23 protein-coding genes and 1 tRNA gene are annotated in these 26,163 nt (G+C 71.4%); 10 read left to right on the forward strand and 14 right to left on the reverse strand.

Annotation, left to right across the window (positions count from 1 at the left end; translation table 11 throughout):
- Nucleotides 1-13 precede the first annotated feature (13 nt).
- The 3 genes from ACGFIZ_RS13720 (at nt 14) to ACGFIZ_RS13730 (ending at nt 3,440) form a co-directional block, all read left to right on the forward strand.
- Complete coding sequence (locus ACGFIZ_RS13720) at nt 14-1,282, forward strand: Ig-like domain-containing protein (protein WP_393419057.1); 1,269 nt, start codon at nt 14-16, stop codon at nt 1,280-1,282.
- 196 nt (nt 1,283-1,478) lie between these two features.
- Nucleotides 1,479-2,777 (forward strand): Ig-like domain-containing protein, encoded by a 1,299-nt coding sequence (locus ACGFIZ_RS13725; protein ID WP_393419059.1) that lies wholly within the window; start codon nt 1,479-1,481, stop codon nt 2,775-2,777.
- Between the two features lie 282 nt (nt 2,778-3,059).
- Nucleotides 3,060-3,440 carry a hypothetical protein gene (locus ACGFIZ_RS13730; protein ID WP_393419061.1) on the forward strand — a complete coding sequence of 127 codons (381 nt, stop codon included), beginning with the start codon at nt 3,060-3,062 and terminating at the stop codon, nt 3,438-3,440.
- A 214-nt stretch (nt 3,441-3,654) separates the two neighbouring features.
- Here the strand turns inward: ACGFIZ_RS13730 and ACGFIZ_RS13735 are convergent.
- From ACGFIZ_RS13735 to ACGFIZ_RS13760, 6 genes are all read right to left on the reverse strand, one after another.
- Nucleotides 3,655-3,727: transfer RNA gene (locus ACGFIZ_RS13735), tRNA-His, on the reverse strand.
- A gap of 231 nt (nt 3,728-3,958) precedes the next feature.
- Nucleotides 3,959-4,339, reverse strand: a complete 381-nt coding sequence (locus tag ACGFIZ_RS13740) for a hypothetical protein (RefSeq protein ID WP_347670820.1) — start codon at nt 4,337-4,339, stop codon at nt 3,959-3,961.
- 199 nt (nt 4,340-4,538) lie between these two features.
- The gene (locus ACGFIZ_RS13745; protein ID WP_393419285.1) at nt 4,539-4,823 is read right to left on the reverse strand and encodes a hypothetical protein; all 285 of its coding nucleotides are present in this window, start codon (nt 4,821-4,823) and stop codon (nt 4,539-4,541) included.
- On the reverse strand, nt 4,780-8,874 hold the full coding sequence (locus tag ACGFIZ_RS13750) for a toxin glutamine deamidase domain-containing protein (RefSeq protein ID WP_393419063.1): 4,095 nt from the start codon (nt 8,872-8,874) through the stop codon (nt 4,780-4,782). The genes ACGFIZ_RS13745 and ACGFIZ_RS13750 overlap by 44 nt, the downstream gene beginning before the upstream one ends.
- A gap of 19 nt (nt 8,875-8,893) precedes the next feature.
- The gene (locus tag ACGFIZ_RS13755) at nt 8,894-9,238 is read right to left on the reverse strand and encodes a hypothetical protein (RefSeq protein WP_347670823.1); all 345 of its coding nucleotides are present in this window, start codon (nt 9,236-9,238) and stop codon (nt 8,894-8,896) included.
- A 4-nt stretch (nt 9,239-9,242) separates the two neighbouring features.
- Nucleotides 9,243-9,656 (reverse strand): YbaB/EbfC family nucleoid-associated protein, encoded by a 414-nt coding sequence (locus ACGFIZ_RS13760; protein ID WP_393419065.1) that lies wholly within the window; start codon nt 9,654-9,656, stop codon nt 9,243-9,245.
- A 78-nt stretch (nt 9,657-9,734) separates the two neighbouring features.
- On the opposite strand from ACGFIZ_RS13760, the gene ACGFIZ_RS13765 reads away from it, so the two are divergent.
- Nucleotides 9,735-10,964: an SUKH-3 domain-containing protein gene (locus ACGFIZ_RS13765; protein WP_393419067.1), complete on the forward strand. Its 1,230-nt coding sequence runs from the start codon at nt 9,735-9,737 to the stop codon at nt 10,962-10,964.
- A 9-nt stretch (nt 10,965-10,973) separates the two neighbouring features.
- On the opposite strand, the gene ACGFIZ_RS13770 is transcribed toward ACGFIZ_RS13765, so the two are convergent.
- Nucleotides 10,974-12,413, reverse strand: a complete 1,440-nt coding sequence (locus ACGFIZ_RS13770; RefSeq protein ID WP_393419069.1) for an aldehyde dehydrogenase family protein — start codon at nt 12,411-12,413, stop codon at nt 10,974-10,976.
- 140 nt (nt 12,414-12,553) lie between these two features.
- Here ACGFIZ_RS13770 and ACGFIZ_RS13775 point away from each other — a divergent pair, with 140 nt between their 5' ends.
- The 5 genes from ACGFIZ_RS13775 to ACGFIZ_RS13795 all read left to right on the forward strand — a co-directional run bounded on the left by ACGFIZ_RS13775 (nt 12,554) and on the right by ACGFIZ_RS13795 (nt 18,382).
- On the forward strand, nt 12,554-13,990 hold the full coding sequence (locus ACGFIZ_RS13775; protein ID WP_393419071.1) for a gamma-aminobutyraldehyde dehydrogenase: 1,437 nt from the start codon (nt 12,554-12,556) through the stop codon (nt 13,988-13,990).
- 3 nt (nt 13,991-13,993) lie between these two features.
- Nucleotides 13,994-15,082: an aminotransferase class III-fold pyridoxal phosphate-dependent enzyme gene (locus tag ACGFIZ_RS13780; RefSeq protein WP_393419073.1), complete on the forward strand. Its 1,089-nt coding sequence runs from the start codon at nt 13,994-13,996 to the stop codon at nt 15,080-15,082.
- Between the two features lie 125 nt (nt 15,083-15,207).
- Nucleotides 15,208-16,485, forward strand: a complete 1,278-nt coding sequence (locus ACGFIZ_RS13785; RefSeq protein WP_393419075.1) for a GAF domain-containing protein — start codon at nt 15,208-15,210, stop codon at nt 16,483-16,485.
- 47 nt (nt 16,486-16,532) lie between these two features.
- Nucleotides 16,533-18,038, forward strand: a complete 1,506-nt coding sequence (gene adh / locus ACGFIZ_RS13790) for an aldehyde dehydrogenase (RefSeq protein ID WP_393419077.1) — start codon at nt 16,533-16,535, stop codon at nt 18,036-18,038.
- Nucleotides 18,038-18,382: a DUF779 domain-containing protein gene (locus ACGFIZ_RS13795; RefSeq protein WP_145775300.1), complete on the forward strand. Its 345-nt coding sequence runs from the start codon at nt 18,038-18,040 to the stop codon at nt 18,380-18,382. Before adh ends, ACGFIZ_RS13795 begins: the two co-directional genes overlap by 1 nt.
- 47 nt (nt 18,383-18,429) lie before the next feature.
- Here ACGFIZ_RS13795 and ACGFIZ_RS13800 read toward each other — a convergent pair whose 3' ends face one another.
- Genes ACGFIZ_RS13800 through ACGFIZ_RS13820 form a run of 5 tightly spaced genes read right to left on the reverse strand, consistent with a single transcriptional unit; the run spans nt 18,430 to nt 23,815 of the window.
- Nucleotides 18,430-19,632, reverse strand: a complete 1,203-nt coding sequence (locus ACGFIZ_RS13800) for a saccharopine dehydrogenase family protein (protein ID WP_393419079.1) — start codon at nt 19,630-19,632, stop codon at nt 18,430-18,432.
- A complete protein-coding gene (locus ACGFIZ_RS13805) occupies nt 19,632-20,504 on the reverse strand; it encodes an ABC transporter permease (protein ID WP_393419081.1) in 873 nt (290 codons plus the stop codon). Before ACGFIZ_RS13805 ends, ACGFIZ_RS13800 begins: the two co-directional genes overlap by 1 nt.
- Nucleotides 20,505-20,562: 58 nt before the next feature.
- Nucleotides 20,563-21,477, reverse strand: a complete 915-nt coding sequence (locus tag ACGFIZ_RS13810) for an ABC transporter permease (RefSeq protein WP_393419083.1) — start codon at nt 21,475-21,477, stop codon at nt 20,563-20,565.
- A complete protein-coding gene (locus tag ACGFIZ_RS13815) occupies nt 21,474-22,625 on the reverse strand; it encodes an ABC transporter ATP-binding protein (protein WP_393419085.1) in 1,152 nt (383 codons plus the stop codon). Before ACGFIZ_RS13815 ends, ACGFIZ_RS13810 begins: the two co-directional genes overlap by 4 nt.
- 5 nt (nt 22,626-22,630) lie before the next feature.
- Nucleotides 22,631-23,815, reverse strand: coding sequence for an extracellular solute-binding protein (locus ACGFIZ_RS13820; RefSeq protein WP_393419087.1), 1,185 nt, complete (start codon nt 23,813-23,815; stop codon nt 22,631-22,633).
- 205 nt (nt 23,816-24,020) lie between these two features.
- Here ACGFIZ_RS13820 and ACGFIZ_RS13825 point away from each other — a divergent pair, with 205 nt between their 5' ends.
- Nucleotides 24,021-24,533, forward strand: coding sequence for an Lrp/AsnC family transcriptional regulator (locus ACGFIZ_RS13825; protein WP_347670837.1), 513 nt, complete (start codon nt 24,021-24,023; stop codon nt 24,531-24,533).
- A gap of 102 nt (nt 24,534-24,635) precedes the next feature.
- Here the strand turns inward: ACGFIZ_RS13825 and ACGFIZ_RS13830 are convergent, their stop codons facing one another.
- Nucleotides 24,636-24,836, reverse strand: a complete 201-nt coding sequence (locus ACGFIZ_RS13830) for a DUF397 domain-containing protein (protein WP_393419089.1) — start codon at nt 24,834-24,836, stop codon at nt 24,636-24,638.
- A complete protein-coding gene (locus ACGFIZ_RS13835) occupies nt 24,827-25,597 on the reverse strand; it encodes a helix-turn-helix domain-containing protein (protein WP_393419091.1) in 771 nt (256 codons plus the stop codon). The genes ACGFIZ_RS13830 and ACGFIZ_RS13835 overlap by 10 nt, the downstream gene beginning before the upstream one ends.
- Nucleotides 25,598-26,163 lie beyond the last annotated feature (566 nt).

Below are 26,163 nucleotides of genomic sequence, written 5' to 3' on the forward strand. Positions count from 1 at the left end.
AACAGAGGTGGGAATGGGCAGGTTCGCGCGGGCCGGGGCGATGGTGGGCGCCCTGACCCTGATGGCGTCGCTGGCACTCACGGGGTGCACGGACGACCAGAAGAAGCCGGAGTTCGTCGGCGGCGCCTCAGCCGACGGCGGCAGCGCCTCTCCGGGGGCAGGGGCGGCGCCTGACGGCACAGCCACGAGCGGTCCGGCGCTCGCGGTCAGCCCCGCGGACGGGTCGAAGAACCGGCCCGTCAGCACGGAGATCTCCGCGGAGATCCCGAACGGCGGCAAGGCGACCGAGGTCACCCTCACCAGCGCGAGTGGCGCCAAGGTCGAGGGGCGGTGGCGCGCCGACGGCACCTCGTGGGTGCCGAACGGCCCCCTGAAGTACGGCACCCGCTACACGGCCACCGTCACCGCGGCCGGTGAGGGTGGCGACATCCGGCAGGGCACGAGCACCTTCACGACGATGGCCAAGCCGAAGTCGATGATCGCCTCGGGGCTCTACCTGTTCAGTGACAGGACGTACGGCGTGGCCATGCCGGTGGTCACCGAGTTCCACCCGGGCATCCCCAAGAAGGACCGGGCCGCCGTACAGAAGCGGATGTTCGTCCGGACCGACCCGCCGCAGCCGGGGGCCTGGCACTGGGTGGACAACGGCACGCAGGCCTATTACCGGGCGCCGAAGTACTGGAAGCCCGGCACCACGATCACCGTACGGATCGCGCTGGCCGGCATCCCGCTCAGCAACGGCAAGTACGGCAACGTCGACCGGAGCGCCACCGCCAAGATCGGCCGGGCGTTCGAGATGAAGGTCGACAACGCCACCAAGAGGATGACCGTCTACCAGGACGGCAACCTCATCCGCACCATCCCGGTGAGCCTGGGCAAGAAGAGCACCCCGTCCTCCAGCGGCACGATGGTCGTCATGGAGAAGAAGGAGTCGACGGTCTTCGACACCCGGGACGACCCGGACCCGGCCAACCGGTACGTCACGAACATCGACTTCGCCCAGCGGCTGACCTGGGGCGGCGAGTACATCCACGCGGCGCCCTGGTCGGAGCACGTACAGGGGCGGCAGAACGTCTCGCACGGCTGCGTCAACGTCTCCACCGTGCAGGCGAAGTGGCTGTTCTCCCAGACGAAGATCGGTGACCCCATCACCGTCAAGGGGACCGAGCGTAAGCTCGCCCCGGGCAACGGCTGGACGGCCTGGAGCCTGAGCTGGTCGCAGTTCGTCAAGGGCAGCGCGCTGCCGGTGCCGAAGGGCGGCTCCGGTCCGGCCCTGGCCTGACCCGCGCAACGCACAGGGGGCGGGGCGCCCGGATCCGGGCGCCCCGCCTCTGCCGTACCCGAACGGCACCCCGGCTTCTATCCACATTCGGACACCGCGGTCCGCGTGTTTCACTTCACCCCCGGAAACGGGTACCTGTTCCTGTGCGTCAGTGAGAGACGATGAGGAACCGGGGCATCACGACTGCGAGGGAACCATGCGCGCAACCCATGATCGGCTGATCCGGCGCGGAGGTCGCCGGCGCCTGTTCGCGGCGGGCGTGCTCGCCGCCGCGCTGGCGCTCACCTCCGCCTGCACCGACGGCGACGGAGGCAAGTCGCCGGGCTGGCAGGGCGGTGGCGGAGAGGGCACACCGAAGGCGACCGCCACCATCACCGAACCCGCCGCCGACGCCAAGGACGTGCCGGCGTCCACCGGCATCGCCTTCACCACGAAGGACGCCAAGGACACCACCGTCGAGCTGAAGGACTCCGCCGGCGAGGCCGTCGAGGGCACGCTGTCCGCGGACGGCAAGAGCTGGCTGCCCAAGGGCGCCCTGAAGTACGGCGAGACGTATACCGCCACCGTCAGCGCGACCGGCGACGACGGCAGGCCCGCGAGCGTGACCAGCACCTTCACGACCATGGCCAAGCCGGCCAAGCAGATCCGGATCAGCAGCTTCCTGGGCGACGGCCAGGTCGTCGGCGTCGGGATGCCGCTGATCGTCAAGTTCAGCCGCGCCATCCCCGAGGACTACCGTGACGACGTGCAGCGCCGGATGACGGTGACCTCCACCCCCGCGCAGGAGGGGATCTGGCACTGGGTCAGCCCCACCGAGATCCGGTACCGGCCGAAGGAGTTCTGGAAGGCCGGCAGCACCATCACGTACCGCGTCCAGGCCGGCGGCCTCCCCCTCGGCAGCGGCTGGTACGGCCGGGCCGACCTGACGGTCGACATCAAGACCGGCCCTGCGCTGATCATGACGGTCGACAACAGGACCAAGCGAATGACGGTCACCAAGGACGGCAAGGTGATCAAGACCCTGCCGGTCAGCCTCGGCAAGAAGAGCACCCCGTCGTCCAGCGGCACGATGGTGGTCATCGAGAAGCTGCGCAAGACCGTCTTCGACACCCTCGAGGAGCTGGGCCCCGAGGAGGGCTACCGCACGAAGATCGACTACGCCCAGCGGCTCACCTGGGGCGGCGAGTTCATCCACGCCGCCCCGTGGTCGGAGGGGGTGCAGGGCCGCGTCAACGTCTCGCACGGCTGCGTGAACGTCTCGATGAAGGACGGCGCCTGGCTGTTCGACAACACCCGCATCGGTGACCCGATCACCGTCAAGGGCACCGAGCGCAAGCTCGCCAACGGCAACGGCTGGACCGACTGGAACATGAGCTGGGACGAGTACGTCAAGGGCAGCGCCCTGCCGTACGACCCGGACGCCGCCGCCAGCCCGAGCGCCGAGGCCACCCCCGACGACGCCGGCGAGTCCCCCAGCGCCGAGCCGACCGCCTGACCGACATCCCGTACGCCGAAGGCCCCCCTGGAGGGGGCCTTCGTGCGTCGGCCAGCTCGCCCCTCGCCGCCTGACCACCCCCGACACAGAGCGCCCCGCACAACTTCGGCCGGCGGGCGCAATTTGTATGGAACCAACAAAGGTTCTAGTTGGGTTTGGTGAGCACCCACACCTGATGAACCTGCCAGTAACCCGCACAGTCAAATCCATGCACGATGGTGCGTTCGGGCAGGAAGGACGCAGCCGTGCACAGACAGTGCAGGCGAGTGGAAGGTGTGAAAAATGATCTTCAACTACTTCGCTACCGGCAGGCGCCTCTTCGTTCTGGGCTTGGCGCTGTTGGCGACGATCACATCAGCCTTGGGGATCTACATGTACGCCTACTTCCGCTTCGTTACGGAGTACGCCCAGGCAAACCCCTTGGATCTGCGGGGGCTGACGCTGGTGATAGCGGGGGGTGCGCTTCCCCTGAGCGGGGTCTTCCTGGCAGTCGGCAGGATGCTGGGAGGCAAGGATGGGGTGGCAGCAATCCTCAAGGCACGTAACGACAACCCGGGCATACGGAAGGGCAGCAACAGGGAGGCTGCCGGGCAGGACGACGGCCCGGAGCCGGGCGTCCGCAAGCCGAGGCGCCGCTCAGCACGCCGACGCTTCCGGTCCTGACGCGCTCTCCGTCGGTGGCGGCCCGCCCCGTCCCTGCATGGAGGACGGGGCGGGTCACTGCTGTTCTGGCTATGAGAGCCGTGCAGCCAGGCGGAGGGGATCGCTCGGCGCGAGGAAGGCGACCGGAGCTGATCTCCCCTACATGCCCCCTATGACACGTCAGGCCCCCTCACCCGAGGGGGCCTGACGTGCTGTGGATGAGATCCACAACCGGGGTGACTGATGGGAATTGAACCCACGACAACCGGGACCACAACCCGGTGCTCTGCCAACTGAGCTACAGCCACCATGCGCTCCGACCGGCATGGCCGGGCGGCGCGGACTAATAATAGCCACACCCCCGCCCTCCCCGTCCACCGGGTTCCCTCGGCCCCGACGACGCCCCAGCCCCCGGATGGTAGATTTTTGGTGCGAATCGGCCTTGAGGGGCCGATTCGCACCAGGACCTCGACCAGCGACGGCCGACACGGGGAGGTGGCCGTCCAAGGCAGCGGCGGCGGGGGTACGTCCGGCGGTCGCTAGGACGAGGCGATGGTGGGGTCCGCACCGGGGTCGCCCGCCTGCTGCAACTCCTCCTCGAACATGACGAACGTCCGCCGCCTCAACCCCTTGACAAGGGCATCCTCCTCCGGACTCGGATATCTACGCTCTCGCATCTGCAAGTCGGCAATGGCTTTGATCGTCTCGTAGAGCGCAAATATGGGACCCTCACCGGAAAGGTAGTAACCGCGGTCGTGCTCGACAGTTTGAATGAACTCGTCGCGCGTCAACTGGTCAACGTCGCCCCCTTGCGGGAAGAGTAAAGTGTCGATCAAGTTGTTCACGGGCAGCCAACCGCCGGATTCTTTCGAGAGTCGCCAGGCAGCGACACCTCCGTCCGCCGTTTCCACCAGTTTCACCGGCGCGTCGTAATAACTGAAGAAGCCTGGCAGTGTGAGCCCTCTCGTTGAACTCATCACTCGGACGCCTCTCGAATCAGGAGGTGATGACATTCCAGAACGTTCCCTGCTCTCTGCGCAGCAACCCGTCACGCAGCCTGGCCAAATTCCGCTCTGGCAGCCCGCAGCATCGCCGAGGGTCGAAGGGTGAGGGAGGACCTCAGCGACCCGACTCGAATCGCGCCCTTACATGGTCCTCGCCCGGCATCGCGCCGCCCGTAATCCTTTCAGCAAGGACCCGAGCCGCCCCCTCCTCCACCTCTTCGTACCGATCGAAATTTCGATAGTCGTCCAAAAACCTGAGGGCCGCGCCTGGATCGTAAAGCCATGCACCGCTGCGGTGATTCCAGACCAAGGCATGACCATGAGCCACATCCATGATGAAGATGCCGGCCGCCGGCTCATTCTTGTCCGCGCTCCGATAAACCGCGTAGTATGTCAACACTTTCTTTCTCCAGGCGGATTTCCAACTGGTCGGAGATAGGAAAATCTCTTGAGGTCAGACCTAAACTCGACGTCACCGCAGAGAACGTCTTTCCCTCCCTTTCAAGCCACTCCAGGTACTCGCGCCACAAATCACGGTTTTCCGAAATCCATTTTGCGAAGGTCGAATCCTTGGCCGGAAATCGAAATGAAAGACCTTCTGGAACCGCCTCTGGCATCCCACACTCGCGATTGACAGAGAGCATCTTCAGGTAGGCGGTAACGCGCCGCTGCGCCGACTCGGCGCGCAGTCGGAGAATCTCGTAGACAGCATGAGTGCGGCGCCAAGCCTCACGGGAGGCATCAGTGTGCATCTGCAACTCGAACAGCTGACCAGAAGGCGAGCCCACCGTGCAGTTGAATCCGTAGAACCTGTTGCCACTCCGCCAGAAGTTCTTGCAGGAGGAATCCGGCACGTCGAAGCCGGAAAGGGCCAATTCGTTCAGAATCCACTCCAAGGCCTGGCGATACGAGCCGGGCCCCGGCATGGCGAACGAGAACCGCAGCACATCGTTCACGACACCAGCGAACTCTTCGACGGGCATTCCAACAAAGCCCGCCTCGTCCAAAAACTTGCGACTCAGCGATTCCAAACTCTTAATCCGGAACTCCACGTCACGGAGCTGGATTGGCCTGTCGAGACTGAGGGCTGCGGTCACTCGCCGACCGATGAGCTGCAACCTTGCCTGAACCGCGTCGGCTTCCCGCTGCGCCTTGTCGTAAACGTCCGTCAGCACCTGCCGCTCGTGGGGCGCCAACTGCGTCTGCGCATCAACGACAGGACCCGACTCGGATGGGTACAGACTGTCTTCGGGCAGTCCTGCCGGCTCGGCCAGCGACGGAGCCAGGGTCGGCTCGCCGAGCAGGTACACCCGGTTGACGTACAGCTCCTCATCCGATGGATCGTCGGGGCCCGGCTGCCACTCGCGGCCCCTGTCCTCGGGCGCCGGCTCCGGCTCGACGAAGTCCTCGAACTGGCTGAACTGCCCCGGCGGCGCGCCCGGCACCGGCATGGGACGTCCGTCCGGGCCGAGGAACAACGCGTCGATATCCGTGACGTTGTGCCTGGCCGTCCAGCCGTTGTGGGTGTAGAGCGGCATGTCCGACACGCTGCCGCTCTGCGGGTCCAGGTAGAGCACGGACCCGTTCTGGTTCAGCGCGACCCAGGCGTGCGAGCCGCCGCCCTCGTACGCGGTGACCAGGAACGCGTAGCTGCCGTGACCGCCGGCCCGCAGCTGGGCCTCGATGGTTCCGAACCCCCTGTTGACCGCCTTGCAGGTATCGCCCGGCGACCGGGCCGGGTCGTACTTGGCCAACTGCTGGAAGCGGCCGCCGGTGACCGCCTCCACGCGGCCCGGGCCACCGATCTCACCCTCGAGTGGCCTGGTGATGTCCCCCTCGGCGTACGAGTCGAAGGTGCGGGGCGCGGAGACCCGGGGACGGCCGTGCACCCAGGTCTCGTACAGCGACAGGGTGCAGTCCAGGCAGTTGATCGCGCGGGTGGCATCGGCGCTCGGGCCGCCGTCGTTGGCCAGCTTGAACCAGCCGCCCCGCCGGGGATCGGCGGTCCGGAGGAACCGCCCGGCGGCGTCGCGGGGCATCGCCCGTTCGAGGTCGGACTGGTGCAGCGCCAGCGGCGGCCGCAGGCCGCCCCACTCTCCGTACCTGCGGGACCGGTCGATCGGCGGCGGATCGTCGTCACCCGTCAGCGCGGACGGGCCGCCGGCCTCCACGGTGGCGACGACGAGGGAGGGGTCGTCGGTGTTGATCCGCGAGAAGTCGTCCCAGTTGTCGATCTCGACGACCGGCGGGGACACCCTGCCCTCCAGGACGGCGTCGGCCAGGTCCGTCTGCCGGTAGGACTCCCGCTCCCGGTCCCGGCCGCCCAGGACGAACTCGTCGGCGGCGCGGGTACGGCCTGCCTTTGCCAGGCTGTGTGCCTGGCCGATCAGCCAGCGAGCCTGCTGGTAGTGGTATTCGGCCTGCTCACGTAGTTCCGTCGCGACGTGGCGGCGGCGCTTGTCCTCGAACCAGGCCCGCTGCCGCTCGAAGTAGTCCCGGTACCGGCGCCGGTCGAACGCCTCACGGTCGGCCGCCCACTTCGCCGCCCACCACTCGGGGGAGCGCGGCAGCGGGACGGCAGAGTCGGCGGACTCCGCAGAAGGCTGGGGCGTGGCCGGTCGCGGGTTCGGGTTCAGCGCCTCGAGCTTCGGAAACCGCGGCGGCACCGGCTCGCCCCTCGGGCCGGGCACGGGCTGCCCCGCCGAACCACTCGTGCTGTGCGGAGAGATCGGCGCAGCCGCGGCCGTGCTCGGAACGGACGCCAAGGGAGGCGCCGCCGAGGAATGCACAGTCCGTGCGCCGCTGGACGCCGTGCCGGCGGACGGCCCACCGGCACCGGTTTCGGCGCCGCCGGCGACCCGCCCCATGCCACTGGTGCCGGTCCCGACGCTGCCGGCGACTGACGCATTGGCACCGGCGAGCGACCCCGTGCCGCCGACAGCCGCCCCGGTGCCGGCGTCCGCTCCTCGGCCCGCAAGCTGCGCGACGTCTCCTGCTGCCAGCGACGAGAGCGCCGAGCGGGGGGCCTCGGTCACGGCAGGCGCCGCCTGGGTGTCGACGGCGGACAGCACGGGCGACGACTCGAACGGACGCGCGTCGACCGGCGCTGACGACGCGGCGACCCCGTCCCCGACGGTCGGCCCCGCCAAGAGCTGCGGGCCCCCGCCGGCGTGGTCGAGCGCAGGCTTCCCGTCCGCCGCCTGCGACGAGCCGGGCCCCTGGTCGGCGCCACCGGCCCCGGCATGCACCGCATCGGTGGGCGTCCGCCCGTCGTCGCGCCCCGGCGGGCTGCCGCTGCCGGACGCATCCAGCCCGGCGTACGCGGTATCGACGCGCCCCTGAGCCGACGGTGCCGGGGCGACGGCGGCATCCGGCGGGACGGCGAGGTCCGGCGGGATGGGGATATCCGTCGGGGTTAGGGGCGCCCCGGCGAGGGCGGCCATCCGCGCGTCGAGCCTGGCGTGCAGCGCCACGTCGGCCTGGCCGGTGGCCGACCCGGTCGCGCCCGACGCCGCCGCCCGGGCCGCGTCCTCCAGCGAGACCAGGCCCTGACCCGTGGCGAGGCCGGCGGCCTGCTCCGCGATCACCTCGCCGCTCATCTCCCGGCCGAGGTGCTCGCCCATCCGCGCCGCCCGCCCGGTGGCGTGCCGGCCGAGGCCCGCCAACGGCGCCGCCGCTCCGCCGGCCGCGCCGCCCAGGGCCGACATTCCGATGTCCGTCACGTCCAGGCCGTGGCGACGACCGGTGGAGTTCTGGTACGCCTGCGTGGCGAGCGTCACCCCGGACTCCTGGGCCGCCTCCTCCAGTCCGCCAAGCGCCGCCTTCCGGGCCAGGCCCCGCATGCCACGCTCGGCCACCTGCTTGGCGGCGCGCTCGCCGGCCTCCTTCAGCCCCTGCCTGAGCGTCTTGCGGGCCAACTGCGCCATCAGCCGCTTGAAGATCTGCTGGACGACGACACGCGTGGCGGCGATGGCGGCGCCGGCGGCGGGCGAGGCTGCCCCAGCGGTGAGCACGGCCGCCACCGCGAGCGCGAGCAACTCGACGACCAGGATGCCCAGCTCGATCCAGACCTCGAGCTTCGCGCCCTCGATGTCGCAGCCGCACTCCTCGACCAGCCGGCCGAGGTCGGTGCTGACGGCGAGCAGGACCGGCAGGGGCGCCTCGTCGCCCTCGGCCACCCGACGCCAGGCCGCGTCGAACGCCTCGGCGACCGCCCCGACACCGCCGAACCCGCCGCGCACCTCGCCGACGGCGGCGATCGCGTCATCGCGCGGGCCCGCCAGGGCGGCGGCCACGTCGTACCACTGGTCGGCGAGGTCCCAGACCGCGCGCTCGTTGCCCTCCGGCCACTCCACCCCGACCACCCAGTCGAGGGCCTCGTAGACCCAGCCGGGCAGTTCCCAGGGCGAGTAGTCGAGTGGATGCGGGATCGGGCTCGGCAGCAGGCTCACGGGGCGTCCTCGGCGGTCGTCAGTGCCCGGCGGGCCGCTGGTCGGCGACCCGGCCGAGCCGGCCGGCGCTCCGCGCGTCCGCCTGCAGGGCGTTGTCCACCGACCGCACCACGTCCGTGCCGAGGTGCTCGATCGCCCGACCGACGCCCGACCAGGCCCGCAGCAGCGTCTCCTCGAACCCCCGGTACTGCTTCTCGAACGCCGCGCCGATGTCGTCCCGGCCCCACGGCCGGGCCGCGCTGGCCGCCGCGATGGCCCCGCCCACCTGCCCGCGCCGGGCGGTGAGCGCCTCGCCGGCCAGGCTCAGGTCGGTGCCGCCCCGCCGGGCACGGCCCGGGTCGAGCCAGAGCTGCCCCTCGGTCATGGCGTCACTCCCCCCGCCGCATGACCGCGTCGGCCCGCCCCAGCAGGGCGCCGAAGTCTCCGGTGCGAAGGAACTCCGCCGAGCCCGACCCGGCCGGCAGGTAGCCCGCGACCAGCTCCTGGGTGGCCTCGACCGCGGCGGCGGTGGCCCGGTGCACAGTGGACGTGATCTTCCGGCTCAGCGCCTTGGCGTCCCGGTCCTGGAAGACGGACGGCTCGACGTCGACCGAGATGAGTTCGCCGCGGGCACCCACCACGGCGGTGACCTGCCCGTCGTCGGAGCGTTCGGTGACGCGCAACTGTGCGAGCCGGGTCTGGAGTTCGTCCAGTCCGGAGCGCAGCTGTCGATACTGCCCGAACACCTCGTCGAACCGGGCCCGCAGCGCCCGGTTGGCGTCCCGGTCCGCCCTCTCGACCACGCCACCCTCCCGTCACCGTCAGTACGGCAGACCATACCCGGCGCCACGGATTCCGTGGGGTCCGGTAACTTCAGGTGGGTGATCGATCGTCGCCAGGCCGAACAGCTCGCCACCGTCTGGGCCCAGCGGGACTCGCAGCGCCTCGGGCGCGAGTGTGCCCCGCTGGTCGAGGAGTTCGACCTGGGGTACCTGATCACGTCCACTGTGGCCGCCGCGGCCGCCGTGCCGCCCGGCGACCTGCCCACCGTGGTCGTGGACAAGGAGACCGGCGAGGTCTCCAGCTGGCCGCGGCTGCCGTTCCCGGCGGTGCGCGAGATGTACCGGCGCAGCCGACCGGCGCAGCCCGTGCCGCGCACCGTGGACCCGGCGAGTCAACTGCTCCGCGAGGTGCGGCGGCTGCCCACGCCCGGCGTCGCCGCCCACCTGACGGTGGAGGGCCACGTGTACGTCGGCCGGGGCGCGAAGGGCGACGTCGAGCTGCGGCACCACCCGCTGGTCCGCGCCCACCTCGACACGCTGCCCCCCGGCCGCCTGGCGCGCGGCGGGGACCGGCACGCGGAGGTGGTCGTCGTGTCGGACGTGCTGCACGCGTACGACCACCGCCGGGCGGCCGGCGGCCAGCCGCCGCTGACGCTGGACGACGCGCGCGCCCTCTTCGAGACCTCGCGGCTGGAGGTCTACCGGGTACGCGAGCCCGGCGACCCGGCGGGCGGCCCGGCCGAACGGCCCTGCGACTCCTGCGTGAACTTCCTGGTGTACTTCCACGCCCTGCACTGGACCGACCTGGCGTACACGGAGGTGATGCGTCCGCGCCCGCTGCCCCCGGTCCACCCCGGCCGGTTCCCCGAGGAGGTGGGCCACGCGCTGATGGACGGTGGTTGGGAGGACACGAACCTGAACGCGGGCATGGCCGCGGGGGCCATCGAGGAGACCTGCGCCGTGACCAGCCGCCTGCACCGGCACGAGCCCTTCCCCGCCGCCGAGGCCGCGTTGACCGCGTTCCCGGCGGTGTTCCCTCGCCGGCGGGGCCCCGGCCGCCAGGTCTGGATCAGCCGCTTCCACACCAATCCCACACGGGCGGCGTACTCGGCCGACACGCTGGCCGACTTCGGCGCCCTCCTGGGCACGCGCCTGTTCCCGATCGGCGGGGAGGGCCGGGACAGCATCTTCGCGGTGGACGAGCACGGCCGCGTCTTCGCGCTGGACCAGGCCGGCGAGTGGTTCCTCGGCGAGGACATCGACGCCGCCCTGACCACCCTGCTGCTCGGCCTGGCCCCGCCCCGCGTACGCGACGACGGCACCTGGTGAGTGCCGCTGTCAGAGCTCCAGGCCGGTGAGGACCATGACCCGTGGCTCGGTGTAGTCGTCCATCGCGCTGCGCAGGCCCTCGCGCCCGACGCCGCTGCCCTTCACGCCCCCGTACGGCATCTGGTCGGCCCGGTACGACGGCACGTCCCCGATGATCACCCCGCCCACCTGCAGCGCCCGGTGGGCGGCGAACGCCACGTCCAGCCGGTGGGTGAACACGCCGGCCTGCAGCCCGTACGCCGAGTCGTTCACGGCGGCGAAGGCGGCCCTGTCGCTCTCGACGGGGGCGACCACCAGCACCGGCCCGAACACCTCCTCGGCGCAGACCTTGGCGTCGCCGGGCACTCCGCTCAGCACCGTCGGCGGGTAGGTCGCGCCGTCGCGCCGCCCGCCGACCTCGATCGTCGCCCCCGCCCTCACCGCCTCGTCGACCCACGCCTCGACGCGCTCGGCGGCCTCGACGGAGACCAGCGGCCCGACGTCGGTGTGCTCGTCGGACGGGTCGCCGCCGCGCAGCGCCTGCACCGAGGCGACGAGCCGGGGCAGGAAGCCGTCGTACAGCCACTCGTGCACGTACACGCGCTGGACCGCGATGCACGACTGCCCGGCCTGGTAGTTGGAGAACGTCGCGATGCGGTGGGCCGCGAAGGTGAGGTCCTCGTCGGACGCCCAGTCCTCGCAGATCACCGCCGCCGCGTTGCCGCCCAGCTCCAGGGTGACGTGTTTCTCGGGCACCGCCCGGCGGATGGCCGCGCCGACCGGCCCGGAGCCGGTGAACGACACCACGGGCAGCCGGGGGTCGGCGACCAGCTCGGCGGCCCGCTCGTTGGGCAGCGGCAGCACCGAGAACATGCCCTCGGGCAGGTCGGTCTCGGCCAGGAGCTCGCCGAGCAGCAGCGCCGACAGGGGCGTCGCCGGGGCCGGCTTCACGACGATCGGGGCGCCGACCGCGATCGCCGGGGCGACCTTGTGCGCGACCAGGTTCAGCGGGAAGTTGAACGGCGCGATCCCCAGCACGGGGCCACGGGGCACCCGCCGCACGACCGCGATCCGCCCGGTCGAGGCCGGGTCGGTGTCGAGGCGCTGCAGCTCGCCGGAGAACCGCCGGGCCTCCTCCGCCGCCCAGCGGAACGTGGACACCGCCCGTCCCACCTCGGCCCGCGCCCACTTGATCGGTTTGCCGTTCTCGGCGGTGATCAGCCGGGCCACCTCCTCGGCCCGCTCGCCGAGCCGCCGGGACACGTGGTCCAGGGCCGCCGCGCGGGCGTGCGCGGGCAGGGCCGCGGCCTGGTCGGCCACGCCGGCCGCCGCCGCGACCGCGGCCTCGACCTGGTCGGCCGTGGCGAGGGTGGTACGCCCCACCGTCCCGCCGTCGTACGGATGGGTGACGGTCAGCTCGCCCTCGCCGTGTGCGGGGCGGCCGGCGACGAAGAAGGCTCTCGGCTCCACACCTCCGCAGCCTAGACGACGCACACCTGCACGGAAACAGTCGTGCAAGCCCTTGTCTGCCGCGGATTCAGTAGTCAAGATGGCAATCAGACTTCGATAACCTCCGCCGACCTCATCCCGGCCACCCTCACGGAGATCCAATGAGTGACCAGCACCAGCTGCGCAACTTCGTCAACGGCGAATACGTCGCCCCGGTGGACGGCGGGTACGCCGACCTGATCGACCCGTGCACCGGCGAGGTGTTCGCCCAGGCGCCCGTCTCCGGGGCGGCGGACGTGGACGCGGCCATGCGCGCGGCCACCGCCGCGTTCGAGAGCTGGCGGGATGCCACCCCCGCCGAGCGGCAGAAGGCGCTGCTGCGGATCGCCGACGCGGTCGAGTCCCGGGCGGCAGAGCTGGTCGACGCGGAGGTGCGCAACACGGGCAAGCCGCGCCAGCTCACCGCCGAGGAGGAGCTGCCGCCCGCGGTCGACCAGCTCCGCTTCTTCGCCGGCGCGGCCCGGCTGCTGGAGGGACGCTCGGCCGGCGAGTACATGCGGGGGCACACCTCGTACGTGCGGCGCGAGCCGATCGGCGTCTGCGCGCAGGTCACCCCGTGGAACTACCCCCTGATGATGGCGGTCTGGAAGATCGCCCCGGCGCTGGCGGCGGGCAACACGGTGGTGCTCAAGCCGTCCGACACCACGCCGGTGTCGACGCTGCTGCTGGCCGAGATCGCCGCGGAGTTCCTCCCGCCGGGGGTGTTCAACGTGGTCTGCGGCGACCGGGACACCGGTCGTACCCTCGTGGCGCACCCGACCCCGCAGCTGGTGTCGATCACCGGCTCGACCCGCGCGGGCATGGAGGTCGCCTCCGCCGCCGCGCCGGACCTCAAGCGGACCCACCTGGAGCTGGGCGGCAAGGCCCCGGTGGTGGTCTTCGACGACGCGGACGTGGCGGCGGCGGCGGAGGCCATCGCGGTGGGCGGCTACTTCAACGCCGGCCAGGACTGCACGGCGGCGACCCGGGTGCTCGTCGGCCCGGGCGCGCACGACGACTTCGTGGCCGCCCTCGCCGAGCAGGCCCGCAACACGAGGACGGGCGCGCCGGACGACGAGGACGTCCTGTACGGCCCGCTGAACAACGCCAACCAGTTGGCCCGGGTCAGCGGCTTCGTCGACCGGTTGCCCGACCATGCGGAGATCCGGACCGGCGGCTCGCGGCTCGGCGAGCGCGGGTACTTCTTCGCCCCGACCGTGGTCTCCGGCGTCCGGCAGGGCGACGAGATCGTCCAGGACGAGGTGTTCGGCCCGGTCATCACGGTGCAGCGTTTCTCGGCCGAGGACGAGGCGGTGCGCTGGGCCAACGGTGTCGACTACGGCCTGTCCGCCTCCGTGTGGACGCGCGACCACGGCCGGGCGATGCGGATGACCCGGCGGCTGGACTTCGGCTGCGTCTGGGTGAACACCCACATCCCGCTCGTCGCCGAGATGCCGCACGGCGGATTCAAGCACTCCGGGCACGGCAAGGACCTGTCGGCGTACAGCCTGGAGGACTACACCCGGATCAAGCACGTCATGCACAACATCGAGGGCTGACCTGTGAGCGCATCCTCAGAGGAACTGCACAAGCGGCGGGGCGCCGCCGTCGCGCGGGGCATCGGCAGCGTCGTGTCCGCGTACGTGGACCGGGCGGGCGGCGGCACCATCACCGACGTCGACGGGCGGGAGTGGATCGACTTCGCCTCCGGCATCGCCGTGACCAACGTGGGCAACTCCGCCCCGCGCGTCGTCGAGGCGGTACGCGCTCAGGTCGAGCGCTTCACCCACACCTGCTTCATGGTCGCCCCGTACGAGTCGTACGTGGCGGTGTGCGAGCAGCTCAACGCGCTGACGCCGGGGAGCTTCGAGAAGCGCTCGGCGCTGTTCAACTCCGGCGCCGAGGCGGTGGAGAACGCCGTGAAGATCGCCCGGCACGCGACGGGACGGCCGGCGGTGGTGGTGTTCGACCACGCGTACCACGGCCGGACCAACCTGACCATGGCGCTGACGGCGAAGAACATGCCGTACAAGCACCGGTTCGGGCCGTTCGCCGGGGAGGTCTACCGGGTGCCGATGTCGTACCCGCTGCGCGACGGCCTGTCCGGGCCGGAGGCGGCGGCGCGGGCCATCGAGACGGTCGAGAAGCAGGTCGGGGCGGAGAACGTCGCCGCGCTGATCGTCGAGCCGATCCAGGGCGAGGGCGGCTTCGTCGTATCGGCCGAGGGGTTCCTGCCCGCGCTGCGCGAGTGGGCGACGGCGGCCGGGGTGGTCTTCGTCGCCGACGAGATCCAGACGGGCTTCTGCCGGACCGGGGACTGGTTCGCCTGCGAGCACGAGGGCGAGGCAGCCGCCGCCCGCCGGATCGGGGCGACGATGCAGACCAGCCTGCGCGAGATCGCCGCCCGTGACCCGCGCGTCGCCGAGGTACGCGGCCGGGGCGCGATGCAAGCCGTGGAGCTGGTCCAGCCGGGCACCCTGACCCCGGCCCCGGCCGCCGCGGCGGCGATCTCGGCGGCCTGCCACGCCGCCGGCCTGCTCACCCTGACCTGCGGCACCTACGGGAACGTGCTGCGTTTCCTGCCTCCGCTGGTCATCCCGGACGACGAGCTGTCCCGGGGCCTGGACATGCTGGACGCGGCGTTCGGCTGACCCCCCGGTCACCCAGAGGTGGGGTGGCCGCGCGCCGCCTCCTCGGTCAGCTCCGAGGGCCCTTCCTTGTCGCGGCTTGGCGGATCGGGGTGAGGTGGGTCACCATGGGCGGGAGGAGGTCGGTGATGGCTGACCCGTGGCTCGCCCTGGAATTCGGCGCCGATCCGGCGGAGCGGATCGCGCAGGTCGGTGCTGCTCACGAAGCGTTCCTCGCCCGCGGTAAGGCGCCGGAGCGCGTCCGCGAGGTGGTCCGGCGGTCCTGGGAGCGGTCCGCATTACTCGACCCGGAGGCCACCGCCCCGGTCGACCTCACCGACGACGCGCTGGAGAGCTACCGGGCGGCGCACCCCCTCGCGCGGGTGCTGCCGCTCTTCCGCGACCTGCTCGGCGGCATCGCTCTCGACGGCGCGCACCTGATGGCGGTCTGCGACGCGGACGGGCGGCTGCTCTGGGTGGAGGGCCATCCGGGGGTGCTCCGGCACGCCGAGCGGATGAACTTCGTGCCCGGCGCCCGCTGGGACGAGACCCACGCCGGCACCAACGCCCCCGGCACCGCCCTCGCCGTCGACCACAGCGTGCAGATCTTCGCAACCGAGCACTTCGTCCGGCCGGTACAGCGCTGGACCTGCGCCGCCGCCCCGATCCACGACCCGGCCACCGGCCGGCTGCTCGGCGCGGTCGACATCACCGGCGGCGACCACCTGGCCAACCCGCAGAGCCTCGCCCTGGTCCGGGCCACCGCCCGGGCCGCCGAGGCGTTCCTGGCCAACGCCGCACCGGCCGAACCCGACGTGGCGCACGTCGCCGCGCTCGGCCGCGACGAGGCGGAGCTGCGCGTGGGCGGCCGGCGCATCCGGCTCGGCCGGCGGCACAGCGAGCTGCTGGTGCTGCTGGTCGACCACCCCGAGGGGCGCACCGGCGAACAACTCGGCCTCGACCTCTACGGCGACGACCGGCTGCACCCGGTCACCCTGCGCGCCGAACTGTCCCGGCTGCGCCGGGCGCTCGGCGAGGAGCTGCTCGACTCCCGCCCGTACCGGCTGCGGCCGACCGTGCGGGCGGACTTCCGCACCGTCACGGAGCTGCTGGAACGCGGTGATCCGGCGGGGGCGCTGCGGGCGTACCCCGGGCCGTTGCTGCCCGGGTCGGACGCGCCGGGAGTGGCACGCCTGCGCCGGCTGGTCGACGGGCAGCTCCGCGCGGCCGTGCTGGCCGGCGCGGACCCGGCGCTGCTCGCGGCCTGGACCGCGACGCCCGCCGGCGCCGACGATCTCACCGCCTGGCGGGCCCTGGCGCGGGCGCTGCCGCCGGGCGCGCCCCGCCGGCCGCTCGCCGTCGCGCGGGCCCGCCAGCTCGCCCAGGAGTACGACCTGCCGCGCGCAACGTCCCTGCAACGTCGCTGAAACTAACGTCCCCCGCCATCCACCACCAACGGACGGCGGAGGTACCCATGGCGCGCTACGACGCCCCCACCCACTGGCAGTCCCGCTACGACCACTTCATCGGCGGCGAGTACGTGAAGCCGCACGGCGGCCGGTACTTCGAGAACCCCAGCCCGGTGACCGGGCAGACCTTCTGCGAGGTGGCCCGGGGCACCGCCGCGGACGTCGAGAAGGCCCTCGACGCCGCGCACGGCGCGGCCGACGCCTGGGGTCGCACCTCGGTCGCCGACCGGGCGGTCGTCCTCAACAAGATCGCCGACCGGATGCAGGAGAACCTGGAATCCCTCGCGGTAGCCGAGACCTGGGAGAACGGCAAACCGGTACGGGAGACGCTGGCCGCCGACATCCCCCTCGCGATCGACCACTTCCGCTACTTCGCCGGGGCGATCCGGGCCCAGGAGGGCTCCCTCGGCGAACTCGACGACGACACCGTGGCGTACCACTTCCACGAGCCGCTCGGGGTGGTCGGGCAGATCATCCCGTGGAACTTCCCGCTGCTCATGGCGACCTGGAAGCTCGCCCCGGCCCTCGCGGCCGGCAACACGGTGGTGCTCAAGCCCGCCGAGCAGACCCCGGCCTCGATCCACTACCTGCTCTCGCTCATCGCCGACCTGCTCCCACCGGGCGTGCTCAACGTCGTCAACGGCTTCGGCGTCGAGGCGGGCAAGCCGCTGGCATCCTCGCCCCGGGTGGCGAAGGTGGCGTTCACCGGCGAGACCACCACCGGGCGGCTGATCATGCAGTACGCCAGCGAGAACATCAAGCCGGTCACGCTGGAACTCGGCGGCAAGAGCCCGAACATCTTCTTCGACGACGTCAGCGCCGCCCGCGACGACTTCTTCGACAAGGCCCTCGAGGGCTTCACCATGTTCGCTCTGAACCAGGGCGAGGTGTGCACCTGCCCGTCGCGGGCGCTGATCCAGCAGGGCCACTACTCCGACTTCCTCGCGGCGGCCGTGGAGCGGACGAAGGCGGTGCGCCAGGGCCACCCCCTCGACACCGAGACGATGATCGGGGCGCAGGCGTCGAACGACCAGTTGGAGAAGATCCTGTCCTACCTGGACATCGGCCGGCAGGAGGGGGCCAAGGTGCTGACCGGCGGCGAGCGGGCCGACCTGGGCGGCGAACTCTCCGGCGGGTACTACGTGCAGCCGACCGTCTTCGAGGGCGACAACTCGATGCGGATCTTCCAGGAGGAGATCTTCGGCCCGGTGGTCTCGGTGACCTCCTTCGCCGATCTGGACGACGCCGTCAAGATCGCCAACGACACCCTGTACGGCCTCGGGGCCGGCGTCTGGACCCGGGACATCAACACCGCGTACCGGGCCGGGCGGGCGATCCAGGCCGGCCGGATCTGGACCAACTGCTACCACGCCTACCCGGCGCACGCCGCGTTCGGTGGCTACAAGCAGTCCGGCATCGGCCGGGAGACCCACAAGATGATGCTGGAGCACTACCAGCAGACCAAGAACCTGCTGGTCAGCTACTCCCCGAAGAAGCTGGGCTTCTTCTGATGGGTGACCCGGTGACCCTGACCCCCGCGGCGGCCGACCTGATCCGGTCGCTGCGGGGGCAGCACGGCCCGCTCATGTTCCACCAGTCCGGCGGCTGCTGCGACGGCAGCGCCCCGATGTGCTACCCGGCCGGGGAGTTCCGCACCGGCGGCTCCGACGTCCTGCTGGCGTCGCTCGACGTCGACGGCGTCCCCGAGCCGGTCGAGTTCTGGATGTCCGGCGCCCAGTGGGAGCTGTGGAAGCACACGCGCCTGACGGTCGACGTGGTCCCCGGTCGGGGCAGCGGCTTCTCCCTCGAAGCCCCGGAGGGCGTCCGCTTCCTCATCCGCTCCCAGCTCGCCTGACCAGCCGGGGCCTCCCGCGTCGGGGCCGAACATCGGGCCGTAACGGGTCACCGCTCCTCCATCTCCCAGGGCGAGCCGTAGGCGGTGAGCAGGTCCAGGAAGGGCACCGGGGGCAGCGCCTCGGGGCCGATGACGCCGGTGGCGGACCAGGCGCCGGTGGCGAGCAGTTCCAGGGCGACGACCGGGTTGACGGCGGTCTGCCAGACCACCGCCTGATGGCCGTACTCGCGCATCGACCACTCGTTGTCGACGACGTGGTAGAGGTAGACCTCCCGGGGCTCGCCGGCCTTCGACCGCCCGCGGACCCAGGTGCCGGCGCAGGTCTTCCCGTGCATCCGCTCGCCGAGGGTGGCCGGGTCGGGCAGGGTGGCGGCCACCACGTCACGCGGGGACATCCGCATGCCCCGCACGGTGACCGGCTCGGTGGAGTCCAGCCCCAGCTTGTGCAGGGTCCGCAGGACCTCGATGAACTCCGCGCCGAGGCCGTACTTGAAGGTGACCCGGCGCGCGTCGACCCAGCGCGGGATGAGCAGCACCTCCTCGTGCTCGACGTTGACGCACTCGACCGGGCCGATGCCCGCCGGGAAGTCGAAGACCTCCGGCTCGCTGAACGGCTCGGTGGTGAACCAGCCCCGGCCACGTTCCCAGATCACCGGCGGGTTGAGGCACTCCTCGATCGTCGTCCAGATCGAGAACGACGGGGCGAAGTCGTAGCCGTCGACGGTCAGGTTCGAGCCGTCGCGTACCCCGATCTCGTCGATCTCGGCGAACAGCTCGTCGGCGGCGTACCGGGCGAAGACGTCCGACAGGCCCGGCTCGACGCCGATGCCGAGCAGCGCGAGCCGGCCGGCCCCGGACCACTGCTCGGCCAGGGCGAACTGGTCGTCGCCGAGCTTGACGCCGGGCTCGGCGTACGGCCGCTCGGGGTGCGGATGGGACAGGGACATGGCCATGTCGAGGTAGTCCGCCCCGGCGGCGAACGCCCCGGCGAAGACCGGCATGACGAAGCGCGGGTCGACGGCGTTGAGCACGTGGGTGATCCGGTGCGCCCGGCACAGCGCGGCGACCGCGTCGGCCGAGGAGGCGTCGACAGTCGCGGCCACGAAGCGCCCGCCGTGCCCGGCGACGGCCCGCTCGGCGCGGGCGGGGTCGGCGTCGGCCACGACCATGGTCTCGAAGAACGTTCGGCGGGCGGCGATGGATACGGCGGCGGAGCCGACGCCACCGGCGCCGACGAGGAGGATACGCATCAGGAATCGAACCCCAAACCAAGACGATCGAGCGTACGGAGCCAGAGGTCGCGCCGACCGCCGCGCGCGTCGGCGCGCGCAAGGGACCGGCGGGCCCGCCGGCCGCGTAGCGAGGTGAGCCCGACGAGCAGCAGGGCTATCCCGAACATCGCCGTGCCGATGACGTTGACCTGCGGCGGGATGCCCCGCTGGGCGGCACCCCAGACGTACATCGGGAACGTGACGGTGGTGCCGGCGTTGAAGTTGGTGATGATGAAGTCGTCGAAGCTGAGCGAGAACGCGAGCAGGGCGGCGGCCACGATGCCGGGCAGCACCAGCGGCAGCGTGACCCGGCGGAACGTCTGCCACGGGCCGGCGTACAGGTCCATGGCGGCCTCCTCCAGCCGCCGGTCCATCCCGGCGAGCCGCGCCTTGACCGTCACCACGACGAACGACACGCAGAACATGACGTGCGCGATGACGACGGTCCAGAAGCCCTGCGGCACGCCGGCCGCGACGAACAGGGCCAGCAGCGAGGTGCCCATCACCAGCTCGGGGGTGGCCATCGGCAGGAAGATCAGCAGGTTGATCCCGGACCGGCCGGTGAACCGGTGCCGCACCAGCGCGAACGCCATCAGCGTGCCGATGACGGTGGCGACCGCGGTGGCGAGGAAACCGATCTGGACGCTGCGCACCACCGCGTCGCACATGTCGGAGGTGGCGCAGGGCCGCCGCCAGTTGTCGAGGGTGAACTCGTTGAAGTCGTACGACAGCCGGCTCGACGGGCGGTTGAAGGACAGCCCGGCCACGACGAGGATCGGCAGCGAGAGGTAGCCGAGCACCAGCAGGGCCACGCCCATCACCCACCGGTCGGCCAGCCAGCGGAACAGCATCAGAGCCACCCTTCATTCGCGACTGCGGGGCTCCGCTTCGCTGCACTCCTCGCGCTCATCACAGCACCTCCTCCGTGCCGGTCCGGCGCAGGTACGCGAAGACCACCGCGAGGATCGCCGCCATCAGCAGGAACGACAACGCCGCGCCCTGCGGGTAGTCCAGCCGGACCAGGAACGCCGAGTCGATGACGTTGCCGATCATGTACTCGTTGGGGGTGCCGAGCAGTTCCGCGTTGATGTAGTCGCCGGTCGCCGGGATGAAGAACAGCAGCGTGCCGGCGATCAGGCCAGGCATCGACAGCGGCAGGGTGACCCGGCGGAACGCCTGCACCGGGCTCGCGTACAGGTCGCCCGCCGCCTCCAGCAGCCGGTGGTCGAGCCGCTCCAAACTCGCGTACAGCGGCAGCACCAGGAACGGCAGGAAGTTGTACGTCAGGCCGAGCACCACCGCGACCGGGGTGGCCAGCAGCCGGCCGTCGGGGCCGAGCAGGTGCACGTCGCGCAGCAGCCCGACGAGCCAGCCGTTGTCGGACAGGATGGTCTTCCAGGCCAGGGTGCGGACCAGGAAGCTGGTGAACATCGGGGCGACCACCGCCACCAGCAGCAGGTTCTTCCACCGGCCGGCCTTGCAGGCGATCGCGTACGCCAGCGGGTAGCCCATCAGCAGCGCGAGCACCAGCGCCGCCGCGGCGTAGCCGAAGGAGCGGACGAAGTGCGGCCAGTACGCCCGAAGGGCCTCCGGGTAGTTGTCGAACGCCCAGGTCATGGCGTACCCGGTGGACAGCGAGCCGGCCGGGTCGTACAGGCTGGCGGCGGCGAGCTGGAGCAGCGGCAGGGCGAAGAAGAGGAGCAGCCAGGCCCCAGCGGGCAGCAACAGCAGGTACGGCAGCAGCCGGTGCCGCCCGGGCCGGGGCGGCGGCGGGGGCCCGGCCGGTGTCCCCGCCGAGGTGGGTACGTGGGCCAGGGCGGTCACGAGCGGACACCCACCGGCTCGTCCAGCACCGGGCTCGTGCTGTCGTCCGCGCCCGGCTCCCGGGGCAGCAGGAAGGCGTACCGGGGGTCCCAGTGCGCCACCACGGACGCGCCGACCGGGAGTCGCCCGCCGAGCCCGCTGTTCGCCACGAACGCCGAGACCTCGCTGCCCCACCCGGTGCGGACCAGGTACTGGGTGCTCACCCCGACGTACGAGGCGTCGGTGACGACCCCGGTGAGGTGCTGGTGGCCGCCGGGCACCTGGTCGGCGGAGTCGACCAGGTGCAGCTTCTCGGGGCGTACCCCGAGGTAGACCGCGCCCCGGTCGGCGCGGGCGCGGTCGGCGGGGACGGAGAAGCGCGCGCCGTGGGCGGTGACCGGCACCTCGGAGCCGGCGGGGCCGGCGGCCTCGGCGGCGAGCAGGTTGGACTGGCCGAGGAAGTTCGCCACGAACGCCGTGGCCGGGTACTCGTAGATGTCGGCCGGGGTGCCGAGCTGCTCGATCCGCCCGGCGTTCATCACCGCGACCGTGTCGGCCATCGTCATGGCCTCCTCCTGGTCGTGGGTGACGTGCACGAACGTGATCCCGACCTCGGTCTGGATGCGCTTCAGCTCGATCTGCATCTGCCGGCGCAGCTTCAGGTCGAGCGCGCCGAGCGGCTCGTCGAGCAGCAGCACCTGGGGGTGGTTGATCAGCGCCCGGGCCAGCGCGACCCGCTGCTGCTGCCCGCCGGAGAGCTGGGCCGGGCGGCGGCGGCCGTACCCGTCGAGCTGCACCAGCGACAGCATCCGCCGCACCTGGTCGTCGACCTTGCGAACGCCGCGCCGGCGCAGCCCGAACGCCACGTTCTCGTGGACGTCGAGGTGCGGGAACAGCGCGTAGCTCTGGAAGACGGTGTTGACCGGCCGCTTGTACGGGCGCAGCCGGGCGATGTCCCGGTCGCCGAGCAGCACCTGCCCGCGCGTCGGCTCCTCCAGGCCGGCGATCATGCGCAGCGTCGTGGTCTTGCCGCAGCCGGACGCCCCGAGCAGGGCGAAGAACGACCCCTGCGGGACGGTCAGGCTGAGGTCGTCGACCGCGGTGAGGGCGCCGAACGTCTTGGTCAGCCCGACCAGCCGCAGGTCCCCGCCGGGTGCTCCGTCGCCCATCCCGATCACGCCCCGATGACCTGCTGGTACTTCGACTCGTACTCCCGCTCCTGCTTCTCGTCCAGCGTCATGAAAACCTTCGACCGCGACAGCATGGCCTCGTCGGGGAAGATCAGCGGGTTCGCGGCCAGCTCCGGGTCGATCTTCTCCATCTCGGCCTGGGCGCCCTTCACGGGGCAGATGTAGTTGACGTACGCGGCGAGCTGCGCGGCGACCGCCGGGTCGTAGTAGTGGTTGATGAGCTGCTCGGCGTTCGCCTTGTGGGTGGCCTTGTTCGGCACCAGCATGTTGTCGCTGAACAGCATCACCCCGGACTCCGGCGAGACGAACCTGACCTTCTCGTTCTCGCTGGAGAGCTGGATGACGTCGCCGGACCAGGCGACGCACGCGGCGATGTCGCCCTTGGCCAGGTCGGGGGCGTAGTCGTTGCCGGTGAACCGGCGGATCTGGCCGGAGTCGACGGCCCTCTTCAGCTTGTTGAGGGCGTCGTCGAACTGGGCGGCGGTGAAGTTCGCCGGGTCGTGGCCGTTGGACTGGAGCAGCAGGCCCATCGTGTCGCGCATCTCGGACAGCGCGGTGACCTTGCCCTTGAGGTCGGGGCGGGTCAGCAGCTCGTCGACGGTGCGGATCTCCTTGGTGACGCTGCCGTTGTACGCGAGCCCGGCCAGGCCGGACTGCCACGGGATGGAGATCCGGTTCTCCGGGTCGAAGGAGCGGTCGAGCAGGGACGGCAGCATGTTGGCCGCCACGTTCGGGATCTTCGCCGGGTCGAGCTTCTGGATCCAGCCGAGCCGGATCATCCGGGCGGCCATCCAGTCGGTCAGCACGATGAGGTCCCGGCCGGTGCCCTGGCAGGCGGCGAGCTGGTTCTGCACCTTGCCGAAGAACTCGTTGTTGTCGTTGATGTCCTCGGTGTATGTCACCTGGATGCCGCTCTTCGCGACGAACGCGTCCAGCGTGGGGCGCTTCGACTCGTCGTCCTCGTCGACGTCCATGTACTGCGGCCAGTTCGAGAACGCCAGCTTCTTCTCCGCGCCGGACAGGTCCTCGCTGACGCAGCCGGCCTCGGTCTGCTGGGCGCCCTTGGTGCCGCAGCCGGCGAGCACTCCCGCGGTGGCGAGCATCGCGGCCGATCCGAGGGTGCCGGTGAGCAGACCACGCCGGGTGAGGGGCCGGAGGGGACTACGCATGTGACGACTCCTGTCGGTCATCGTCGGCGGGCGGGGCGGGGGCGGCCCGACGGCGGAGGGTCTTCAGGCGATGGACGACTGATCGTGACATGAGGTCACCCGGCGTACAAGGGATTCCGTTGCGGGGTTAGCCATGCGCGACGAAATACGCCAGACTGCGCGGGACACTACGATCCCTCGGTGAAACCGGACATGTGGAGCGGCGATGGGCACCCGGCAGCAGGAGAACGGCAACGGGGGGCGGCGCGTCGCCGTCCGTGACGGCGCCAGTCACGCCCTGCTGGACGACGTGGCCAAGCAGATCATCGAGCAGCTTCAGGAGGACGGCCGCCGGCCGTACGCGACGATCGGCAAGGCGGTCGGCCTGTCGGAGGCGGCGGTGCGCCAGCGGGTGCAGCGGCTGCTCGACGCCGGGGTGATGCAGATCGTCGCGGTCACCGACCCGCTCCAGCTCGGCTTCCCCCGGCAGGCCATGATCGGCCTGCGCACCGACGGCGACCTGGAGCCGGTGGCCGACCGGCTCGCCGAGCTCGAGGAGGTCGACTACGTGGTGATCACCGCCGGGTCGTTCGACCTGCTGGCGGAGGTGGTCTGCCGCAACGACGCCCACCTGCTGGAGATCCTGCAACGGCTGCGCGCCGTCGAGGGCGTGCTCTCCACGGAGGCGTTCGTCTACCTCAAGCTGCGCAAGCAGACCTACAGCTGGGGCACGGCCTGAGCCAGGCTTCGGGTACGCCCCGAGCCGAGCTTCGGGTACGCCCCGAGCCGCGCGAACGGGTACGGCCTGAGCCGGCTGTTGCGCCGGAGCCAGCCCGACGGGTCAGGCGCGCGGGTCCCGGCGGCGGGCCAGGTAGACGAAGGCGCGCCAGGCAGCCGGGGCGAAGCTCAGCGTGCCGCCGTCGCGGTCCTTGCTGTCCCGCACCAGCACCCGGCCGGGCAGGTTGTCGGCCACCTCGACGCAGTCACCGCCGTTGTTGCTGCTGCGGGTGGCGGTGCGCCAGCGGGCCTCGGTCAGCTCCATGATTTCGCCACTTCCCTGATCAGCTCGATCGACCGGCGGCGGGGCAGCGCCTCGCCGGTGACGCTCTCCCACCTGCGCCCCAGGTTAGCAATGTCGACCGGATCGCTCACGATCTGACCGTGGAGCTGGTTGTCGAGATACGCCAATTCCGTCCCGTCGGGCAAACGGGCGAGCACGAACGGCCCGGCGAGCCCGGTGTGCCACGGACTCTCGGCGGGGATCACCCGGACCTGCACGTGCTCCAGCTCGACCAGCGCGGCGAGGCGGGCGAGCTGACCGGCCATCACGGCCCGGTCGCCCACCACCCGGCGCAGCACCACCTCGTCTATCACCGCGACGAGCTGCGGCGGGGCCTCGGCGGACAGGACCGCCTGCCGGGCGAGCCGGCCGGCCACGACCTCCTCCACCTCCGCCTGCGGCACCAGCCCGCCGGTGCCCAGCACCGCCCGGGCGTACGCCTCGGTCTGGAGCAGGCCCGGCACGAGCAGCGGCTGGTACGACCGGATCGAGATGGCGGCCTGCTCCAACTCGGGCCACGGCCGGAACCAGGGCCGGTCCCGGCGGCGGTACGGCTCGGGCCACAGCTCGGCCGCATCCTTGCCGAGCACGGCGGCGACCGCGACGCGCGTGCGGGCGTGCGGAATCCGCCCCGACGCGACCCACCGGCCCGCCGTCTTCGGGTCCACGTGGACCTTCTCCGCCAGCGACTCGGCCGTCTCGCCCTTGGTGGCCATCGCCACCCGCAGCGCCTCGTTCGCCATCGGACCTCCCGTCGTGGCTGCTCGTGGTGGGCACGATAGCGACGCTGCGTGTTCGCGGCGGCCCCGAAACGGCAGGTGGCGGCGGGATTTCTCGCGCGCATTCGAGGTGCGCGCAAGGTGCCGGGAAAGGCCCTGGCAATGTCCGCCCCGGTTGTCCTCGCCGGTCGCCGGCAGCGAGTTCGGCCGGCGGCGGGTCCGGGCGGTGGCGGGTTCGGTTGTCCGGTCCGGGCGGTGGCGGGTTCGGTTGGCGGGTCCGGACCGCGGTGGGATACGCGAATCCGCCCCTGTGGAGCTGCCCCGTTTGTGCTACCGGCCTGGACGAGCGACGCCACGTGGCACCCTCGGTCACCGCCACGGCTACCGAGGGGCTGCCCCCGGTGTCGGGGCGGTAGCACAGACGGGGCAGCTCCACAGCGTCCGCACCCACCCGCCGCGACCCGCCGCGACCCGCCGCGACACGACAGACGGCGGGGCGCCCACAGACGTCCACGTCGATACGGAATCCGTTGCCGCAACCGTTAGCACACGCTGATTCCGTTGCCGTAGGCGGCAAGCGCCACCGATAC

Origin of the sequence: Micromonospora sp. NPDC048830 (assembly GCF_043198215.1) — a bacterium.
Lineage (GTDB): Bacteria > Actinomycetota > Actinomycetes > Mycobacteriales > Micromonosporaceae > Micromonospora.

Excerpts from the sequence above, each read along its gene's own strand:
- ACGFIZ_RS13795 (WP_145775300.1), top strand. The coding sequence starts at position 18,038 with ATGGGTGACCCGGTGACCCTGACCCCCGCGGCGGCCGACCTGATCCGG.
- ACGFIZ_RS13835 (WP_393419091.1), bottom strand. The coding sequence starts at position 25,597 with ATGGCGAACGAGGCGCTGCGGGTGGCGATGGCCACCAAGGGCGAGACG.
- ACGFIZ_RS13825 (WP_347670837.1), top strand. The coding sequence starts at position 24,021 with ATGGGCACCCGGCAGCAGGAGAACGGCAACGGGGGGCGGCGCGTCGCC.
- adh (WP_393419077.1), top strand. The coding sequence starts at position 16,533 with ATGGCGCGCTACGACGCCCCCACCCACTGGCAGTCCCGCTACGACCAC.
- ACGFIZ_RS13720 (WP_393419057.1), top strand. The coding sequence starts at position 14 with ATGGGCAGGTTCGCGCGGGCCGGGGCGATGGTGGGCGCCCTGACCCTG.
- ACGFIZ_RS13805 (WP_393419081.1), bottom strand. The coding sequence starts at position 20,504 with ATGCTGTTCCGCTGGCTGGCCGACCGGTGGGTGATGGGCGTGGCCCTG.
- ACGFIZ_RS13730 (WP_393419061.1), top strand. The coding sequence starts at position 3,060 with ATGATCTTCAACTACTTCGCTACCGGCAGGCGCCTCTTCGTTCTGGGC.
- ACGFIZ_RS13815 (WP_393419085.1), bottom strand. The coding sequence starts at position 22,625 with ATGGGCGACGGAGCACCCGGCGGGGACCTGCGGCTGGTCGGGCTGACC.
- ACGFIZ_RS13820 (WP_393419087.1), bottom strand. The coding sequence starts at position 23,815 with ATGCGTAGTCCCCTCCGGCCCCTCACCCGGCGTGGTCTGCTCACCGGC.
- ACGFIZ_RS13800 (WP_393419079.1), bottom strand. The coding sequence starts at position 19,632 with ATGCGTATCCTCCTCGTCGGCGCCGGTGGCGTCGGCTCCGCCGCCGTA.
- ACGFIZ_RS13830 (WP_393419089.1), bottom strand. The coding sequence starts at position 24,836 with ATGGAGCTGACCGAGGCCCGCTGGCGCACCGCCACCCGCAGCAGCAAC.
- ACGFIZ_RS13785 (WP_393419075.1), top strand. The coding sequence starts at position 15,208 with ATGGCTGACCCGTGGCTCGCCCTGGAATTCGGCGCCGATCCGGCGGAG.
- ACGFIZ_RS13775 (WP_393419071.1), top strand. The coding sequence starts at position 12,554 with ATGAGTGACCAGCACCAGCTGCGCAACTTCGTCAACGGCGAATACGTC.
- ACGFIZ_RS13725 (WP_393419059.1), top strand. The coding sequence starts at position 1,479 with ATGCGCGCAACCCATGATCGGCTGATCCGGCGCGGAGGTCGCCGGCGC.
- ACGFIZ_RS13755 (WP_347670823.1), bottom strand. The coding sequence starts at position 9,238 with ATGACCGAGGGGCAGCTCTGGCTCGACCCGGGCCGTGCCCGGCGGGGC.